Origin of the sequence: Acinetobacter sp. YH16032 (assembly GCF_013417345.1) — a bacterium.
Lineage (GTDB): Bacteria > Pseudomonadota > Gammaproteobacteria > Pseudomonadales > Moraxellaceae > Acinetobacter.
This window is the reverse complement of sequence record NZ_VPEE01000013.1, coordinates 1-17,929: the sequence shown is the minus strand read 5'-3', so window position 1 is coordinate 17,929 and position 17,929 is coordinate 1. Positions and strand designations below refer to the sequence as shown.

Annotated in this window: 17 protein-coding genes; 7 read left to right on the top strand and 10 right to left on the bottom strand. The window is 38.9% G+C overall.

Features of this window, described 5'->3' with window-relative positions; all coding sequences use genetic code 11:
* Positions 1-21: 21 nt before the first annotated feature.
* Complete coding sequence (locus FTV32_RS08630; protein WP_180028417.1) at positions 22-885, bottom strand: SDR family oxidoreductase; 864 nt, start codon at positions 883-885, stop codon at positions 22-24.
* Between the two features lie 117 nt (positions 886-1,002).
* Here FTV32_RS08630 and FTV32_RS08625 point away from each other — a divergent pair, with 117 nt between their 5' ends.
* The gene (locus FTV32_RS08625; protein WP_180028416.1) at positions 1,003-1,377 is read left to right on the top strand and encodes a helix-turn-helix domain-containing protein; all 375 of its coding nucleotides are present in this window, start codon (positions 1,003-1,005) and stop codon (positions 1,375-1,377) included.
* A gap of 55 nt (positions 1,378-1,432) precedes the next feature.
* Here FTV32_RS08625 and FTV32_RS08620 read toward each other — a convergent pair whose 3' ends face one another.
* Entirely contained in the window at positions 1,433-2,614 is a 1,182-nt protein-coding gene (locus FTV32_RS08620) for an MFS transporter (RefSeq protein WP_180028415.1), read from the bottom strand.
* Positions 2,615-2,871: 257 nt separating this feature from the next.
* Between FTV32_RS08620 and cgtA the strand changes: the two genes are divergently transcribed.
* Both cgtA and proB read left to right on the top strand, forming a co-directional pair.
* Positions 2,872-4,083: an Obg family GTPase CgtA gene (gene cgtA, locus FTV32_RS08615; RefSeq protein WP_092767039.1), complete on the top strand. Its 1,212-nt coding sequence runs from the start codon at positions 2,872-2,874 to the stop codon at positions 4,081-4,083.
* Positions 4,084-4,111: 28 nt separating this feature from the next.
* On the top strand, positions 4,112-5,245 hold the full coding sequence (proB, locus tag FTV32_RS08610; RefSeq protein WP_035265485.1) for a glutamate 5-kinase: 1,134 nt from the start codon (positions 4,112-4,114) through the stop codon (positions 5,243-5,245).
* Positions 5,246-5,267: 22 nt separating this feature from the next.
* Here proB and FTV32_RS08605 read toward each other — a convergent pair whose 3' ends face one another.
* A complete protein-coding gene (locus FTV32_RS08605; RefSeq protein WP_180028414.1) occupies positions 5,268-5,915 on the bottom strand; it encodes an HAD-IB family hydrolase in 648 nt (215 codons plus the stop codon).
* The gene (locus FTV32_RS08600) at positions 5,882-7,087 is read right to left on the bottom strand and encodes a DUF1615 domain-containing protein (RefSeq protein ID WP_180028413.1); all 1,206 of its coding nucleotides are present in this window, start codon (positions 7,085-7,087) and stop codon (positions 5,882-5,884) included. Before FTV32_RS08600 ends, FTV32_RS08605 begins: the two co-directional genes overlap by 34 nt.
* A 282-nt stretch (positions 7,088-7,369) precedes the next feature.
* Here FTV32_RS08600 and dusB point away from each other — a divergent pair, with 282 nt between their 5' ends.
* A complete protein-coding gene (gene dusB, locus FTV32_RS08595) occupies positions 7,370-8,416 on the top strand; it encodes a tRNA dihydrouridine synthase DusB (protein ID WP_180028412.1) in 1,047 nt (348 codons plus the stop codon).
* 45 nt (positions 8,417-8,461) lie between these two features.
* On the opposite strand, the gene FTV32_RS08590 is transcribed toward dusB, so the two are convergent.
* Positions 8,462-8,662, bottom strand: a complete 201-nt coding sequence (locus FTV32_RS08590) for a hypothetical protein (protein ID WP_180028411.1) — start codon at positions 8,660-8,662, stop codon at positions 8,462-8,464.
* 73 nt (positions 8,663-8,735) lie between these two features.
* A complete protein-coding gene (locus FTV32_RS08585; protein WP_180028410.1) occupies positions 8,736-9,785 on the bottom strand; it encodes a nitronate monooxygenase family protein in 1,050 nt (349 codons plus the stop codon).
* Between the two features lie 178 nt (positions 9,786-9,963).
* Between FTV32_RS08585 and FTV32_RS08580 the strand changes: the two genes are divergently transcribed.
* From FTV32_RS08580 to FTV32_RS08570, 3 genes are all read left to right on the top strand, one after another.
* Positions 9,964-11,223 carry a putative DNA modification/repair radical SAM protein gene (locus FTV32_RS08580; protein WP_180028409.1) on the top strand — a complete coding sequence of 420 codons (1,260 nt, stop codon included), beginning with the start codon at positions 9,964-9,966 and terminating at the stop codon, positions 11,221-11,223.
* Positions 11,224-12,003, top strand: coding sequence for a TIGR03915 family putative DNA repair protein (locus FTV32_RS08575; protein WP_180028408.1), 780 nt, complete (start codon positions 11,224-11,226; stop codon positions 12,001-12,003). It begins immediately after the preceding gene.
* Positions 12,004-12,538: 535 nt separating this feature from the next.
* Complete coding sequence (locus FTV32_RS08570) at positions 12,539-13,837, top strand: dicarboxylate/amino acid:cation symporter (protein ID WP_035265514.1); 1,299 nt, start codon at positions 12,539-12,541, stop codon at positions 13,835-13,837.
* Between the two features lie 256 nt (positions 13,838-14,093).
* Here FTV32_RS08570 and FTV32_RS08565 read toward each other — a convergent pair whose 3' ends face one another.
* The 4 genes from FTV32_RS08565 to ahpF all read right to left on the bottom strand — a co-directional run.
* On the bottom strand, positions 14,094-15,305 hold the full coding sequence (locus FTV32_RS08565) for a YeeE/YedE family protein (RefSeq protein ID WP_180028407.1): 1,212 nt from the start codon (positions 15,303-15,305) through the stop codon (positions 14,094-14,096).
* Between the two features lie 131 nt (positions 15,306-15,436).
* Positions 15,437-16,138: a VIT family protein gene (locus FTV32_RS08560; RefSeq protein WP_180028406.1), complete on the bottom strand. Its 702-nt coding sequence runs from the start codon at positions 16,136-16,138 to the stop codon at positions 15,437-15,439.
* A 149-nt stretch (positions 16,139-16,287) separates the two neighbouring features.
* A complete protein-coding gene (locus FTV32_RS08555; protein WP_180028405.1) occupies positions 16,288-16,632 on the bottom strand; it encodes a hypothetical protein in 345 nt (114 codons plus the stop codon).
* 174 nt (positions 16,633-16,806) lie between these two features.
* Positions 16,807-17,929: alkyl hydroperoxide reductase subunit F (ahpF, locus tag FTV32_RS08550; RefSeq protein ID WP_180028404.1), on the bottom strand; the 1,123-nt coding region annotated here is incomplete at its 5' end.

Sequence of the window (17,929 nt, the reverse complement as noted above, 5' to 3'; positions counted from 1 at the left end):
CCTTTAAGGGGAGTCTATTCTCTAAGCATTCAGGGCTTGCTGAATGCTTTCACGAATCGATGTAGTTTTTCGACCAATTAAATGTTCAAGATCTTTGCGTTCACTGTACATCGCACCATGGGCGGTGTGAAGATCTGCATCTACAATGACGTCAATGAGACCTAGTGGTAAACCAGCTTGAGTTAATCCTTGACGATAATCTTCTGGAGATAAGTTTTGATATTTCACAGGCTGTTGTGAAAACTCAGAAAGTAGGGTCGCAAAATCATTTAAGCTAAAGCTTTCGCTACCAGCAAGCTCGTAAATTTTGTTCAAATGTTGAGCTGATTCATCATTTAATATTTGAGCTGCAGCAGTGGCATAATCCAAACGAGAAGCTGAACTAATTAAACCATCTTGAGCCGCTCCGTACACAATGCCTGTCTCGATTTGATGGGTGAGCGCAGATAAATAGTTTTCGCTATACCAATTATTTCTTAAAAAGGTGTAGGTAATAGAACTTTCACGTATTAATTTTTCCGTTTCTCGATGTTCATTGGCTAAGCCAAGCGGAGAATGATCTGCGTTCAGTAAGCTGGTATAGATTAAGTGAGGAACTCTAGCTTTAATTGCAGCATCAATAACAGCCTTATGTTGTGGAGTGCGACGACCAATTTCATTGGCAGAAATGAGCAGGAGTTTATCAACATCCTGAAGAGAATTTGCGAGATCATTTGGCTGATCATAATCAAATTTGCGTACTTGAATATCTTCAGAAAATAAAATTTTAGCTTTTTCTGGGTTGCGAACCAAAGCAATAATTTCATGCTTGCTATGAAGTTTTTTAAGTTCTTGAACAACTAAACGACCTAATTCACCAGTTGCACCTGTAATCGCAATTTTCATTTTAATTTCCTCTTAATGTGGCTAAAAAATAAACTTGATGCAAGCATATTAATCTGTTAACTTACTTAATGAAAGTACATACCTAAAAGTAAGTTATTAACTGTTAAGAGAAAAATGATGAGTACATATGCGCATAGTGATTTATTAGGTCAAGTTTTATCCAGTGAATGTCCTTCTCGTGAAATTTTAGAGCATCTCACCAGTAAATGGTCAGTTCTCGTCCTAAGTTGCTTGAGTGATGGTGTGCATCGTTTTAGTGAGCTAAAACAAAGAATTGAGGGGGTGAGCGAAAAAATGTTGGCTCAGACACTAAAAACCTTAGAAAAAGATGGTTTTATTTTGCGCACTGTTTATCCAGTAGTTCCTCCAAAGGTGGAGTATCAACTCACTGTATTGGGTTCAAATGCAGCGATGAAATTAAATGAGTTGATCCATTGGATAGAGCGAAATTTACCCGAGATTTTGGAAAGTAAGGCACTTATTACGCGATAGTTATACTTCATCATTTCGTTATCGCTCAGTTTAAAGTGTGTACTGAGCGAGATGTTTATATGGTTTTCATGATCTTAAAATCATAACGATCAATACATAAAATTAAAATTGAGAAAAACAGTCCCAAAGCAACGCAACCAATCCATGCATAATGTTCCCAAGCATAGACAGCACCTAAAGAACCTAATGCAGCGCCTGAAAAGTAAATGGTCATATATACAGCATTAATTCGTGAGCGTGCTTGACCATCAATACGATAGACTAGATTTTGATTCAAAACATGAAATGCAGTGAGACCAAAATAGCTCATCAATACGCCAAGTGCATAAATGAAGATGTTCTGTTGCGCGAAATATAATGGAATACAAGAGAACAGCATCAAGGTGATACATAATTGAGCGACAATTTCTTCTTTCCCTTTGCCAACTGTTTTACCAGACCAACTCGAGGAATAAATTCCGATAATACCTAACAGACCAAATAGACCAATTTGAAAATCAGTAAATTGATATGGGGCACTCCCTAAAACAAAAGTCATCGATGTAAACACCATTGAGAGAATGCCAAATCCTAGGGCACCCGCGCAGGCACGGCGTATGAGATGCGGATTATGCTTTGCGATGCTCCAAAGTGATTTGTAAATATCGGTGACTTGTAAATGCGAAGCAGGTTGAGTGTTGGGGAGTTTTTTCCACATTAAACATGCAAAACATAAAGTCAAAATACCACTACTAAAATAAACGCCTTCCCAAGACCAATAAGTTGAAACAAAGCCGGCAAATGTCCTAGATAAAATAATCCCCATGACCAGTCCGCTCATGAGTTTACCTACAACTGCTGAGCTTAATTCAGGTGGGCTAATGGAAGAAGCAAAAGGAATTAATACTTGTGCTGATATGGCTCCAAATGTTGCACAGAGTGTAAAGATATATAAAGTGCTGATATCTGAGCTGAAAGACAAAAGGATCTGCGAAATTGCCGCAAATATCATTAAACTCACAATGAGTTTTCGTTTATTAAAAAAATCTCCAAGGGGTACCAAAAGCATGAGTCCGAGCATATAACCCACTTGAGCGATAACCACGGTAAATCCAGCTTGGCTGGTCGAAATTTCTAAACTTCTTTCGATTGAATAAATCAGTGGTTGATTGAAATAAGCTGAACCTGCACAGACACCACAGGCCAAAGCCATAACAAGCACGAATTGTGAGGATAAAGGGGTAGCAGAGCGATCCATGTCAAAATCTTAGAGTGCAATTTAATGCACTATAGGCATTATTTTATGGTTTCAGAAATAAATAAAACCAATGATGTCATTTGATAAAACAATGAGTAATGAATAAATCAAATTTAATGCAGTGATACACCAAAATATTAAAGACTCAATTTATGAAAAAAGTCGCTAACTTATTCTCAACCTGCATAAATATAGTCGAGAAATACTTTAAAATATGGCAGAATAGGCGGTTTTAAAGTTTTTAGAGGATTGGCATTATGCGCTTTGTTGATGAAGCAGTCATTACCGTAGAGGCTGGCGACGGTGGCAATGGCGTAGCCAGTTTTCGCCGTGAAAAATTCGTACCATTTGGTGGTCCAGATGGTGGTGATGGTGGTCGTGGTGGCAGCGTATATATTCAAGCTGATGACAACACCAGTACGCTTGTAGATTATCGTTATACCCGTAGATTTCGTGCTGAACGTGGTAAAAATGGTGCTGGCGCAAACTGTGCAGGTCGCGGTGGTGAATCCGTAACACTATATGTTCCAGTAGGAACAACAATTGTAGATACTGAGTCTGGCGACATCATTGGTGATTTAATTGAAAATGGTCAACGTGTTCTTGTTGCTCAAGGTGGTGACGGTGGTTTAGGTAACACTCACTTTAAGTCATCAACGAACCGTGCTCCACGTAAATGTACACATGGTAACAAAGGTGAGTTCCGCGAAATTCGCCTAGAGCTGAAAGTTTTGGCAGATGTTGGCTTATTAGGTATGCCAAATGCGGGCAAATCAACATTTATTCGTGCTGTCTCTGCAGCAAAACCAAAAGTAGCAGATTACCCATTTACAACTATGGTACCTAATCTTGGTGTTGTAGATGCAGATCGTCACCGTTCATTTGTAATGGCTGATATTCCAGGTTTGATCGAAGGTGCTGCAGAAGGTGCAGGTCTTGGTATTCGCTTCTTAAAACATTTGGCGCGTACTCGTATTCTTCTACATATCGTGGATGTACAGCCAATTGATGGATCAGATCCAGCTTATAATGCTAAGGCAATTTTAAATGAACTTTTAAAGTTCTCTCCAACATTGTCAAAACTCCCAGTGGTGTTGGTTTTAAATAAAGTAGATCAGTTGCCTGAAGACTCAAGAGATGAATGGTGCAATCACATCCTTGAAGAGTTGAAATGGGAGGGTCCAGTATTTAAGACTTCAGGCTTGATGTCTGAGGGAACCAAAGAAGTCGTTTATTATTTAATGGATCAAATTGAACAACAGCGCGAACGTGAAGTTGAAGATCCAGAGTATGCAGCAGAAATGCAAGCATTCCGTGATCAGCTTGAAGCTGAAACACGTGAACAAACCATTGCCGCTAAAGAGGCTTATCGTGAAATGCGTCGTAAACAACGTCTTGCCAGTCAAGAGGATGACGATTTTGACGATGATGAAGATGATGGCGAAATGGAAGTGTACTACGTACGTTAATCTCTTTATATAAGAGACAGAGGACAAGATGATAGAAGTGGTAGATGGGCAACGTCAGCTCAAGGGTTGCAAAAGAATCGTTGTTAAAATCGGATCATCTTTACTCACAGCAAACGGAAAAGGTTTAGATATAGATGCAATCTCGCATTGGGCGGGGCAAATTGCAGATCTACACAATGCAGGGCATGAGATTATTCTCGTGTCTTCCGGTGCTGTGGCTGAAGGTATGGTTCGAATGAAACTTGAGAATCGACCCACGGATCTACCCAGTCTTCAAGCTTGTGCTGCCATTGGTCAAATGGGGCTCATACAAACTTGGTCAAGTGTATTGTTGAATCACAATATTCAATCTGCCCAAGTTTTATTGACCCATGATGACTTGGCTGACCGTCGCCGTTATTTGAATTCTTGTGATGCTTTACAACATTTAATCGATTGGAAAGTGATTCCAGTGATTAATGAAAATGACACTGTATCTACTGATGAGATTCGATTCGGAGACAATGATACTTTAGCTGCAATGGTTGCAGGCCAAGTTCATGCTGATTTATTGATTATTTTGACAGACCAAGAGGGGATGTTTGATTCAGATCCTCGCTCAAATCCTAATGCGAAGTTGTTTCATACAGTTCGCGCATTAGATGAAAGTTTGTTTGATATGGCAGGTGGTGGTGGTAAGTTTGGTCGAGGTGGAATGCTGACCAAAGTACGCGCTGCTCGTTTAGCTGCGAAATCAGGATGTCCTACACTGATTGCCAGTGGAGACAGTAATCATGTGTTAACTCGATTAATGTCGGGTGAGATGCTAGGTACGTTGTTTATCACTGATAATGATCGAATCACTGCTCACCAACAATGGTTAGCTGCGCATTTGCAAACTGCAGGGCGATTGGTGATTGATGATGGTGCTGTGAAAGCGATCAAAGAAAATCATCGGAGTTTATTGCCTGTAGGTGTGAAAGCAGTTGAAGGGCATTTCGAGCGTGGTGATGTGGTGGAGTGTGTGGATCAGCAACGGCATCGCGTCGCAGTTGGTCGTGTTAACTTTAGTTCACGTAGCGCTGAAATTGTCAAAGGCTTACCCTCAGATAAGGTACACCAAGTTCTAGGTGAAGCACGTTCATTAGAAATGATTCATCGCAATCATATGGCGATCTATTAATTTCTTATTAAAAAAAGCTCGCTTAGGCGAGCTTTTTTTGTGGGTCAAGATCGGGTAATTGATGAGATGATCCGACCATATAAGGATAATCAGCCATATCTAACATCGCTTGATCCTCATAAGAATTTCCATAAGCATAAATTGATTGAAATTCGTCTACATCATATTGCTTGAGTATGCGCTGTCTTTTTTCTTCGCCACTACAATCAGGAGAAGAATAATGACCCGTATAAAACTGATTGAGCACTTCAGTTTCAGTACAAATCAAATCAACATTTAAAATCTGAGAAATGGGTTTTAAATAAATATCAATGGATGCAGAGACAATCGCAATGCGGTCACCACGGAGTTGATGCTTGATCAATTGTTCATAAATGGGTGAGTTTAAGTGTTGTTGTAATGAATGGGCGTATTCAAGTGCAATCGGATCTGCATCAGACCTAGAAAATCCAGTAAACATTGCCTTGAATAGCTTAGGGCGCATTGCGTGCGCGGGGTAAATATTTAAAAAATAGGCTTGAATCCAAGGCAAGGTTTTTAGTCCTTGCTTAACAATATGTCGTTTTGATAAGGCGTAAAAGATAAAGCTAGTAAAACTATCTTTATCACATAATGTTCCATCAAAATCAAATAATGCTAGGTTTTGATTCTTTTTGCTTTCTGCATACATGTTTGATATCGACCGTTAACTCGCGTAGCAAACCAGTTGGTATTGTAGTCGCGACTAAGCTTAGGACCTGAAATAACCACTTCAGGCATAATGGCATAAAATTTTTCTTTTCCAATTTTCTTTTCGTAAAGCTCAGTCACAGCTTTATAGGTTTGCGTATCTTCAAACTTTTTCTCTTTTTCTTTCTTTAAATCAGCTCGAATTTGACGAGGTGTAATAAATACATTATTTGCGGCAAATACATTGATAAGTTCTTGTTCAGATTGACTCTTTTCAGCTTTTGGATTGCCATTTTTATTGTACAGTAATAGGTCGCCATCAAGCGTTAACTCCGCTGCTGTTAATTCATTGAGCATGCTTTGGAAAGCGGCGTTACGACTTGAATACATGCCTGAATTGTAGTCTGCAAAGCGATATATGGGTTGATCATAATCTGCTGGATACATCATCAGGCGGTGAATACCATAATAGAGTCCGCCATATTGACTATAAAGGTCTGATCTTAGATCAGCGATACTTCCACCTTGGCGCTTATGATCTTTTGCATAGCTAATATGAACTTGCATAGAGCCTAAAGTGGTAATGGGATTTAGTTTTTCACCAATATCTTGACCAACGAGTTTAGCTGCACCAGTGAGTGCACTGACATGGTAGTGTTTTGCCATGTGAGCAAAAATCTCACGATACAATTCATCTAATTCTCGTTCGGTAGAAACGTTCCGCATTTGTTTCAGATAATTGTCTTCAGGTGTTGGCTGATTTTTTAAGACCTCTTGGAAATACCCAGCAACGGTGCCTCCGATACTATCTCCTAATTTATCTTTGAATTTTTCATCTAAACGATCTTCAATTTCTTTAACTGCTTTGGCACCTAGTCCGGGTACATGGGGATCTGCAACAAAATTAGATTCTTGATCGACTACAGCAATAATGGTACACACATTTTCTTTCGTTTGGGGTATACCGAGTTGCTCTGTTATTTTATAAATATCCTCGGCCCATGAACCACGATTATTAACGCGGCCAGGAATGAGTTTTGAGATTTGTTCTGCATCAATCGTTTTATGTTGTGTGTTCCACCATGATGAGTCACCACAAGCACTCATGAATAAACTTAATGTAGCAACACTACAGGCTTTAAAAATTACATTAGAGCGAAAGCTATTTTTCATAAATGCAAAGTATCAGGGATAAAGATTCTAGCGAAGTATACTATTTCATTCACGATTTGTGAGAACTTATATGTATACGAGATAATGGCAGCATGCTTCAAATATAAATCTAAGTGTTGAGCTTAAGTTCATCCATTAACATTCAAGCAAAATGAGATAAAACATATTTTTAGTTTCAAACGTTATATAATTTAATGCTTGTATCTAATTTCAATCTCTCAATGAGTGCAGATTTAAAAAGTTAAGCATTCTGAAACTGTTTCATCATCATTGGTATTATTCATGTCTCAACATCCTGTGATCCGTGATTTATTTGATCGCGAAAAAACAACTCCTGTTTTTGTAGCACCCATGGCAGGTGTAACGGATCGACCATTTAGAACCTTGTGTAAATATTTTGGTGCAGGACATGCAGTTAGTGAAATGATGACTTCTGACAAAACGCTGCGTATGAGCAAGAAAAGTCTCTACCGAGCCAACTTTGATGGTGAAATTGCTCCAATTTCAGCACAAATAGCAGGATCAGACCCACGGGATTTAGCTGAAGCTGCACGATATCAAGTGTCAAATGGTGCTCAAATCGTTGACATCAATATGGGGTGTCCAGCGAAAAAGGTGTGCAATAAATTAGCAGGTTCTGCACTGCTACAGGATGAAGACTTGGTAGCCAGAATTTTAGATGCGGTGGTCGAGGCAGTGGATGTCCCTGTAACACTTAAAACGCGCTTAGGATTTTTAAACGGACATGAAAATATTATGCGTGTGTCGAAGCGCGCAGAACAAGCGGGTATTGCAGCTTTAGCATTGCATGGTCGTACACGGGAAGATATGTATTTAAATACTGCACGTTATGATCTAATTAAAGAAGTGAAGCAAAATATCTCTATTCCAGTCATTGCAAATGGAGATATTGATAGCCCAGAGAAAGCCAAGTATGTATTAGATCATACTGGTGCTGATGCCGTGATGATTGGCCGAGCAGCACAAGGTCGTCCATGGATTTTTAGAGAAATTGCTCATTATTTAAAAACGGGACAGCCACTTGCAGCGCCATCGATTGCTGAAGTAAAAGAAGTTCTATTGGGTCATCTGAATGAGCTATATGAATTTTACGGTGAGTATTCAGGCTGTCGCATTGCACGTAAACATATCGCGTGGTACACCAAAGGTCTCCACTCAAGTAATGAATTTCGTCAGAATATGTACAAAGTAGAAAGTACAGCGGAACAAGCCAAGGTCGTAGCCAATTATTTCGATTTACTTTTGTCAGAAGGGCAAATTATGAGTGATGTTCAAGTGGAATCTGTGGATTTATTAAAATCAGGTTGAGTTTCTATATGTCAGCACTTAACTGAAATAAGTTATTCATAGATTCTACTGTTTAAATTCAAGAGGTTGTAAATTTATTTCAGAATCCGATTTTTTCTCTTCAGAAGAATGTGATTGATCTTGATTTAAAATTTGAGCATCTAGCTGCTCAACATTATGTTGAGTGGACTGATCTTTATCTTGAGCATGTGAATAGGTGTCTATTCCGAATCCAAACGCCATAAGTGCTAATAATACAAAACCCATACTTTTCGCTACATAATTTAACAATTCATTGTAAATTAAAAAACTACAGCTCGGTATGGGTTTTATCGATTATTTAAGCATCATATTGATCAATTTCTAATATGATTTGATTGATTAAATCAGGTGCTTCTAAAACTCTGATTTGATTTACATTACTTCCTGCCCAGAATGCACCAAAACTTTCATCTTTGTTGGTTAATGCTGCTGCATTTAGTTGTTTACCTAAATCATATGCATAAGGGTAGGGAGCAACTAACTCACGCTGAGGTAAATCTACGAGAGTTGACCAACTGTTGATTATCCCTCTCGCTGGTCGCCCAGAGATGCTTGATGTAATTTGAGTTAAAGGCTTACTTAATAATGCATTACGATAAGCTGCATTTGCAGCTGAACTCTTGCATTGTACAAATGCAGTACCGAGTTGTACGGCTGAAGCTCCGAGATTCATCATATATTTAGCTTGAAAGCCATTCATGATTCCACCAGCTGCTACGACAGGTATCTTGCAGGTAGGAACAAGTAATTTTATTAAATCTGCTGTTTTGATTGCACTGTCAAAATGCTCATTAAAAATACCACGGTGTCCTCCCGCTTCAATACCTTGTGCAATGATGATATCAATCCCAGCGTCTTCAATTGCTCTAGCTTCCGCTAAGTTCGTTGCTGATACCATCGTAATAATACCAGCCTCTTTGAGGGCAGCTATTTGATGTGCATGAGGTATCCCAAAGTGAAAACTCACCGCCTTAGGTCGAGTTTCTAAGACTAAATCTAAAAAATCATCATTATCTAAAAAACTGGGGTAAATACATTTTAATTCTTTGGGTGGTTCAGTATTAAAGTTATCAAAGTGGGGTTTTAGATAATTTATCCAATTTAGATTCCGTTCAGAATCAAGTTCAGTTGGTTTGTGGCAAAAGAAATTCACCTGAAAGGGTAAATCTGTTAATTTTTGAGTTGCAACTATTTGTTGTCGAGCATTTTGGATACTGGCTGCACCTAAACCAAGAGACCCCAATCCACCTTGATTGGATACTTCAGCTGCCAGTTCTGGTGTGGATACCCCAGCCATTGGCGCTAAAAAAATGGGGTGCTGAATGGATAATTGTTCGAGTAAAGACATAATCAAGCTCCATAATTCAATTTCACTTTGCACAATCATGGTCAGAGAATCAAATTATATTCATTATTTAGTGCGAAAATGCAAAGCGTCAAACTGTGTCGCATGAGTGATCACTGACATTTGGTAGAATAAATAAACAATTATAATATTCGAAATCCCATTGCTTCCCCATACATATATGTCTGATCGTATCCGTGAAAAATTACAGATTTTAGCTGATGCTGCCAAATATGATGTGTCTTGTTCCTCAAGTGGTAGTAACCGCAAGAACAAAGATAAAGGTCTTGGTAATACAGGTTCCGGAATTTGCCATAGCTATACCGAAGATGGTCGCTGTGTTTCATTATTAAAAATTTTATTCTCAAATGTCTGTATTTATGATTGTGCGTATTGTGTCTCTCGCCGTTCAAATGACGTAAAGCGAGCAGCATTTACCGTCCAAGAAGTGGTAGATCTGACCATTAATTTTTATCGTCGAAACTATATAGAAGGGTTATTTTTAAGTTCAGGAATTTTTAAATCCGCGGATTACACCATGGAGAGAATGCTTCAAGTCGTAAAAAAATTAAGACTGGAAGAAAATTTTAATGGGTACATTCATCTCAAAACTATTCCGGGCGCTTCGCAAGAAATTATTCATGAGGCTGGACTGTATGTCGATCGGATGAGCATTAACTTGGAAATGCCGACAGAAGAAGGCTTGGTGAAATTTGCACCTGAAAAGTCGCATGCAGAAGTGCAGAAAGATTTAGGTATTGTGAGAGACCGTTTGATTGAATTGAAAGATGAGAGAAAACTAATCAAGTCGGTTCCTAAATTTGTGCCTGCTGGTCAGACAACACAAATGGTGGTCGGTGCGCATCACGAAACAGATCGTGATGTAATCTTGATGGCTGACAAGCACTATAAAGATTTTAAATTAAAACGGGTGTATTACTCAGGGTATATACCTATCAATCCAGAAGAGTCTGCTTTACCTGCTGTAGGTTCTGCACCGCCGTTATTGCGAGAAAATCGCTTATATCAATCAGATTGGTTAATGCGTTTTTATGGATTTGAAGCCAACGAAATTGTGGATGAAGCACATCCCAATTTAGATTTAGAGGTTGATCCTAAATTAGGTTGGGCTTTAAGACATCCAGAGCAGTTTCCAGTGGATATTAATACTGCTGAATATAAAATGATTTTACGTGTTCCTGGCATTGGTGTGAGATCTGCTAAGAAAATTGTACAGGCTCGCCGTTTTGGAAAAATTCATATCGATCAGTTAAAGCGCTTAGGCGTTGCTTATAATCGTGCTCAACATTTTATTCGATGTGCTGATACACCTAAGTTTAAAAGAGAACAGCATGCTCATCAGATCCGCCAGCAAATTTTACAAAGTGGGCAATCAAAATATGTGAAACAACTGTCACCTCAACTAGGATTTGGGTTTTAAATGGCTGTGTATGTTTTTGATGGTACGATGACCGGGTTGCTGTGCTGTGTTTTTAGAGCTTTTCAATTCAAAGAGTTCGACGTAAAAGTTCAAACTGAAGGAAACGCTCACCAGAATTTATTTGATGAGTCAGTCCGAGTTTACAGTGAAGAAAAGCAAGCTGAACGAGTCTGGCAAGGTTTAAAATCTAAAATTTCTGCTTCAAGTTTGCGTAATTGGTATTTTACTTTTTTGTCTGAGCAGGAAGTGGCATACCAACATCTATTTGATTATTCCATTTATATCTTTAAGCACCAATATGCCGTTGAAAAAAATTTCGGTCATCATGATGTTTTAGCGCTTGCACAATGGGCTAAACAAGTTGGTCGTGAAAAGCACCGAATGGAGGCATTTGTTCGCTTTAAAAAGTGTAAGGATGGTTTATTTTTATCATTAGTAAGACCAGATTTTAATGTTCTGCCTTTAATCTCTAAGCATTTCAAAGCACGTTATCAAGATCAGCGTTGGTTAATTTATGATGAAAAGCGACGCTACGGAATTTACTATGATTTGAAGCAAGTCCATCAAGTTAATTTGAATGCGGCCGAAATTGATCAAAATATCCATATAGGTTCTAGTCAATCATTCATGATTGAACTCGATGATCAAGAAGAGCTATATGATCAACTTTGGAAGGATTATTTTAAGAGTGTAAATATAGTGGCACGTGATAATCCTAAGTTGCATGTTCAATACGTACCTAAAAGGTATTGGAGATATATGAATGAAAAACGGGTTTAGTATGATTTTTTAAAAATAAGCTGTTGAATTTATTTGATAAAATATAATAAAAACAATTTTTTAAGAGTGTTTTAAATTTATACTACTAAAATTATTAATATTTTTTGATTATATTTCTTTAAGGGTTATTTACATAAGATATTGAATTATATATTTATATATATTGTTCTTAGATTGCATTGAAATTTAATTATACTTTATAGGTATATATTAGGTCATAAAATAAAATTATTTGTATTTTTAATATTCAAAATTAACTTATGAATTTTTAATTTTCATTTTTTTTCTAAAAATATCAAAACTTAATTTTATATGAGTTAATTTTTATGACGATTCATATTTAGTCATCTCAGCCCAATTGGACTCTATAAATCTTTTTTTCTTAGACTAATAGTTAAGCCCGACTTTTTCATTCAAAAAGTGAATGTCACTAGAATTTCGACCTTTGAAATTATTTAACGCGCAATTCATTTTTGAGTGTGAAATTTATTGCATTTAACAATGGATTCACTTTTTTGAATTAGAAGGGTCTTCCATGGATATTCACGTTGATGAGCAATCTCAACCACCTAAGAAGCAAAAGTTTTATCAAATTTTATATGTTCAAGTCATCTTTGCAATTATTGCGGGTGTCACACTTGGACATTTTATGCCGGAGTTGGGGGCAAGTTTAAAACCTCTTGGCGATGCTTTTATTAAAATCGTCAAAATGATCATTGCACCCGTTATTTTCTTGACTGTGGTCACGGGTATTGCTGGTATGACGAATATGGGCGCAGTGGGGCGAGTGACGGGTAAAGCAATGGCTTACTTTTTAACTTTCTCTACGCTTGCGCTGATTGTGGGCATGATTGTTGCTAATCTTATTCAGCCGGGTAAAGGTCTTAATATCGATCCTGCTGCTTTAGAAGGTGACAAAGTTTCAACTTATGTTGAAAAAGCTCAGGATGCCTCTATTGTTGACTTCTTCATGAATATCATACCAAAGACTTTAATCAGTCCTTTGGCGGGTGGTGATATTCTTCAGGTTTTATTTGTTGCTGTTCTATTTGGTTTAGCGCTTGCAGCGGTGGGTGAAAAAGGGAAACCAGTTACAGACTTCTTAACGACACTGACCGCTCCGGTATTTTACCTTGTCGGTATGTTGATGAAACTAGCTCCAATTGGTGCATTTGGTGCGATGGCGTATACGATTGGTGCTTTCGGTATTTCGAGTATTGGAAATTTACTATTATTAATCGTAACGTTCTATATTACTTCACTTTTATTTGTTCTGCTTATTCTGGGAGCAGTTGCACGATACAATGGATTTTCTATCATTGATCTCATCCGCTATATCAAAGATGAATTATGGTTAGTATTAGGCACGAGCTCTTCTGAAGCTGCACTGCCAACGCTGATGAATAAAATGGAAAAAGCGGGTTGTGAAAAGTCGGTCGTTGGTTTGGTCATTCCAACTGGATATTCATTTAATTTAGATGGTACAAATATCTATATGACGATGGCTGCTCTTTTTATTGCTCAAGCCTGTAATATCGATTTGACCATTTGGGAACAGATCACAATTTTGTTGGTTGCGATGATTAGTTCAAAAGGGGCTGCAGGTGTAACGGGTGCGGGCTTTATTACTCTGGCAGCTACATTATCCGTTGTTCCTGCATTACCTGTTGCAGGGATGGCGCTTATTTTAGGTATCGACCGTTTTATGTCTGAATGCCGCGCATTAACTAATCTTGTTGGCAATGCTTGTGCAGCAATTGTTGTAGCACGTTGGGATAATGCATTAGATAAAGAACAATTAGATGCAACTTTGAAAAAGAAAGTAGAGGCTTGACTTCACTTTTAACATCTTAAGCCCATCTTCGGATGGGTTTTTATATAGATGATGCAGCATTTATCAAACTTAGAGTAAGCGCATTCAGATTTATTATAAGAACAAACTTTGGTGGCGTAGCTGATTTCAATCGGCTAAAAATTTAATACTCCTTTCTTTTTCTTTCTTATCCTCTTGAATGGTTGTAATTGCACTATAGAAAGATAAAAAAACGCCCAATTGAAATTAGGCGTTCTTAAATATCGATATTTGCTGATTAGCAACCTGTAAGTTTTTCAGGCTGAGGCTTTTCACTCGGGAAAAATATTGGACGAAGTTTCACACCTATACCATTACCAATAAAAGCGAAAATGAGCCATAACCAACCATGTAAACTGCCTGATGCAATGCCGCTGAAATAAGCACCGATGTTACAGCCGTATGCTAATCGAGCGCCATAACCCAACATGATCCCCCCAATGACTGCTGCTAGAATTGAGCGTTTAGGGATATTGAGACTCGGTGCAAATTTTCCAGCGAGACCTGCTGCAAGTAAAGCGCCGAGCATGATGCCAAAATTCATCATAGAGGTGATATCAAACCACAACGAATTTGCTAAAGCTTTAGCATTTCCAGGTTGTTGCCAATAGTCCCAAGCTGTTACATCAATTCCGACTAATGTTGCACCTTTCGCTGCCCATACTGCAAGCGCAGATGTGACACCCCATGGGCGACCAGCCAATGCAAGCGTGGCGAAATTAAGCAGGGTGAGAATAATACCACCCCAAATTAAAGGCCATGGTCCCTTTAGGAAACGTTTCCAGCCTTGATGTGCTGCAACAGGTTCTTGTTCAAGCTGACCGTGGCGTTTTTTCTCGAAGTAGACTGTTGCTAATGCGATCAAACCAAATAGCACGAAATTGAGTATTAGCGCTGGAATAACACCAAAGCTTTGTACTACTGAAATAGGGGCTAAGTGTGGCAGTGCAAACCACCATTCAATATGTGAAGTAGCGATCAGTGAGCCTAAACAGAAAAAGAATAGAGTGATCAGCATACGTGAGCTACCACCACCGACTGTATAGAGTGTCCCAGATGCGCAACCACCACCCAGTTGCATGCCAATTCCGAAAATAAATGCACCAATCATCACGGACATCGATACGGGATTGACGTTGCCTTTAACTGGTTGACCAAATAATTCACCTGCACCTAAAGCTGGGAAGAAGAGCAGCACTGCCAGTGCGAGCATAATCATTTGTGCACGTAAACCACGACCTTTGCGTTCTTTAATAAAAACGCGCCAGCTCGATGTAAAACCAAATGATGCATGGTAGAGCGTCATACCAAGCGCACCACCAATAAGGAATAACAGGGCTTGATTAATTCCCACAATTTGATAAGCACTAAGGGTGCCTACAATCAATAAAACAATAGCGATCCAGACCGATGAGTGTGATCGGTCAGATTGAGCTGCAATAATGGACATGAAGATAAGAAAAGCTGATAAAACACATCAGTATTTTAATTGATTGATTGTGGGTTGATAGTCCTACACTGCATTTATGCATTAAATGCTGCTGAGTAATATTGATTTTATATATTTGTAATTCTTATATGTTAGCCGACATGTACATTAAACAGTGAGCCAATCCAACTTGAAAATGCCATCGCTGCGATTCCCCAAAGCGTAATTCGCAATGCAGATTTTACTTTAGACGTTCCAGCAAAATATCCAGATAAAGCCCCTAGAATAAATAACGCTAAAATGCAAAAAAAGGCAACACTGTATTCTAAATATGCAGGAGGACTGATCAGTATAGCGATCATAGGGCAAGCTGCACCTATTGAAAAGGCGGTGGCAGAAGACCAAGCGGCTTGAAAAGGTTGAGCTGTTGTATTTTCATGAATACCAATTTCATCGCGTGCATGTGCAGCTAACGCATCATGCTCGCTCAGTTGTATAGCAACTTGATGAGCAAGTTCGGGTGATAATCCTCTTTGTACATAAATATGCGTTAATTCTTTCAGTTCGATTTGTGGATTGCGTGCTAACTCACTTGCTTCAAACTTTAGATCAGCTTCTTCAATATCAGACTGAGATTTTACCGAAATATATTCACCAGCTGCCATGGACGTTGCGCCTGCAATCAAACCAGCAATACAAGTGATTAAAAGGGTATGTTGATTCGCGCCACTTGCTGCCATCCCCATGATTAAACTAGTGACTGAAATTATACCGTCGTTGGCACCAAGAACAGCAGCTCTTAACCAACCTGTGCGATGTATATAATGTGGTTCTGTATGGTGCGAATAGCTCATAGGATTTTGTCTTATTATCTGAAAATGTTATTCAAAAATGAGTTGTTATTCATACAGTATATGCTTGATTCGTATCTTGGGGCTGTAAAATTGAACTATTTGAGAAAAAATTAAAGCCTCTAAAGAGGCTTTAATTGGTAAAACTCAAATTAATGTTGAGCTTTTTCTTTTACATTCGCTGCACCTTCTTCTACAGCTGCCGCAGCATTAGCAGTTGCTTCTTTAGCCGCTTCTGAAGCGTTGTGCGCAGCGTTTTCAGCATGTGCAGCAGCATTATCTGTAGCTTGTGCTGTCGCATCAGCAGCATTGTCGACTGCAGTTGCAGTTGATTGAGCTGCATCTTCAGTCGCATTTTGAATATCTGCACCTGCTTGTTCAGCAGCATTTTCTAAATGTTCACCAGTTGTCGCGCCAGTTTCAGGAGCTTTATCCTTATTACACCCAACCAAAGCAACTGTAGCAGCAAGACCTAAAGCAACAAGAATCTTATTCATTTTATCTTCCTTTTTTAATTCAATGAGTATCCAAGTAGCATGGATGAGAACAATATAAGCAGATTTTAAATAAAGTTTTATTCAAAAATTGTAAAGATAATATTGGCTTATAAAAACGCCCCGAGAAAGAGTTTTCTCAGGGCTACACTTTAATGCGGTATATTAAGGCTGAAATTACTGTCCAGAACGAATGATGTAATCAAACGCTGACAGTGATGCTTTCGCGCCTTCACCAGTGGCAATGATGATTTGTTTATAAGGTACTGTTGTACAGTCACCCGCAGCGAATACACCTTTTACATTGGTTTCGTTGCGATCGTTAATCACAATCTCACCACGGTTGGTTAATTCAACTTGAGTTTCTTTTAAGAAATCCGTGTTGGGTAACAAACCGATTTGTACGAAGATCCCCGCCAATTCGACAGTGTGTTCTTCATCCGTCGCACGATCTTTGTATTTCAGTGCAGTGACTTGTTTGCCATCACCCACAACTTCTGTAGACAGCGCATTTTTGATGACAGTCGTGTTAGGTAAGCTGTTCAATTTATCTTGAAGGACTTGGTCAGCACGTAGTTTGGTATCAAACTCAACTAAAGTGACATGCTCAACAATACCCGCAAGGTCAATTGCCGCTTCTACACCAGAGTTACCACCACCGATCACAGCCACACGTTTACCTTTGAACAATGGACCATCACAATGTGGGCAGTACGCAACACCACGTGTTTTGTATTCTTGCTCACCTGGTACATTCATTTCTCTCCAACGTGCACCTGTAGACAGGATGACCGTTTTCGATTCAAGTTTTGCACCATTCTCTAAAGTCACTTCAACTAAACCGTTGGCAGTTTCATCCGCACCTTTGATGTCAGACACACGTTGTAAGTTCATGATGTCGACACCGTATTCACGAACATGTGCTTCCATTTCAGCCGCAAACTTAGGACCTTGCGTCTTTTGCACTGATGTAAAGTTTTCAATGTCCATGGTGTCCATGACCTGACCACCCATGCGCTCAGCAACGATTCCTGTACGGATGCCTTTACGTGCTGCGTAGATTGCAGAAGTGTTGCCTGCAGGGCCACCACCAATCACAAGCACATCAAATACATCTTTGGCATTGAGCTTTTCAGCATCTTTCGCAGCAGAATTAGTATCAAGCTTCGCAAGAATCTCTTCCAATGTCATACGACCTTGACCGATATGTTCGTTGTCTTGGAACACCATTGGTACAGCCATGATTTTGCGTTCTTCAACTTCGTCTTGGAAGAATGCACCATCAATCATGGTTGCTGTT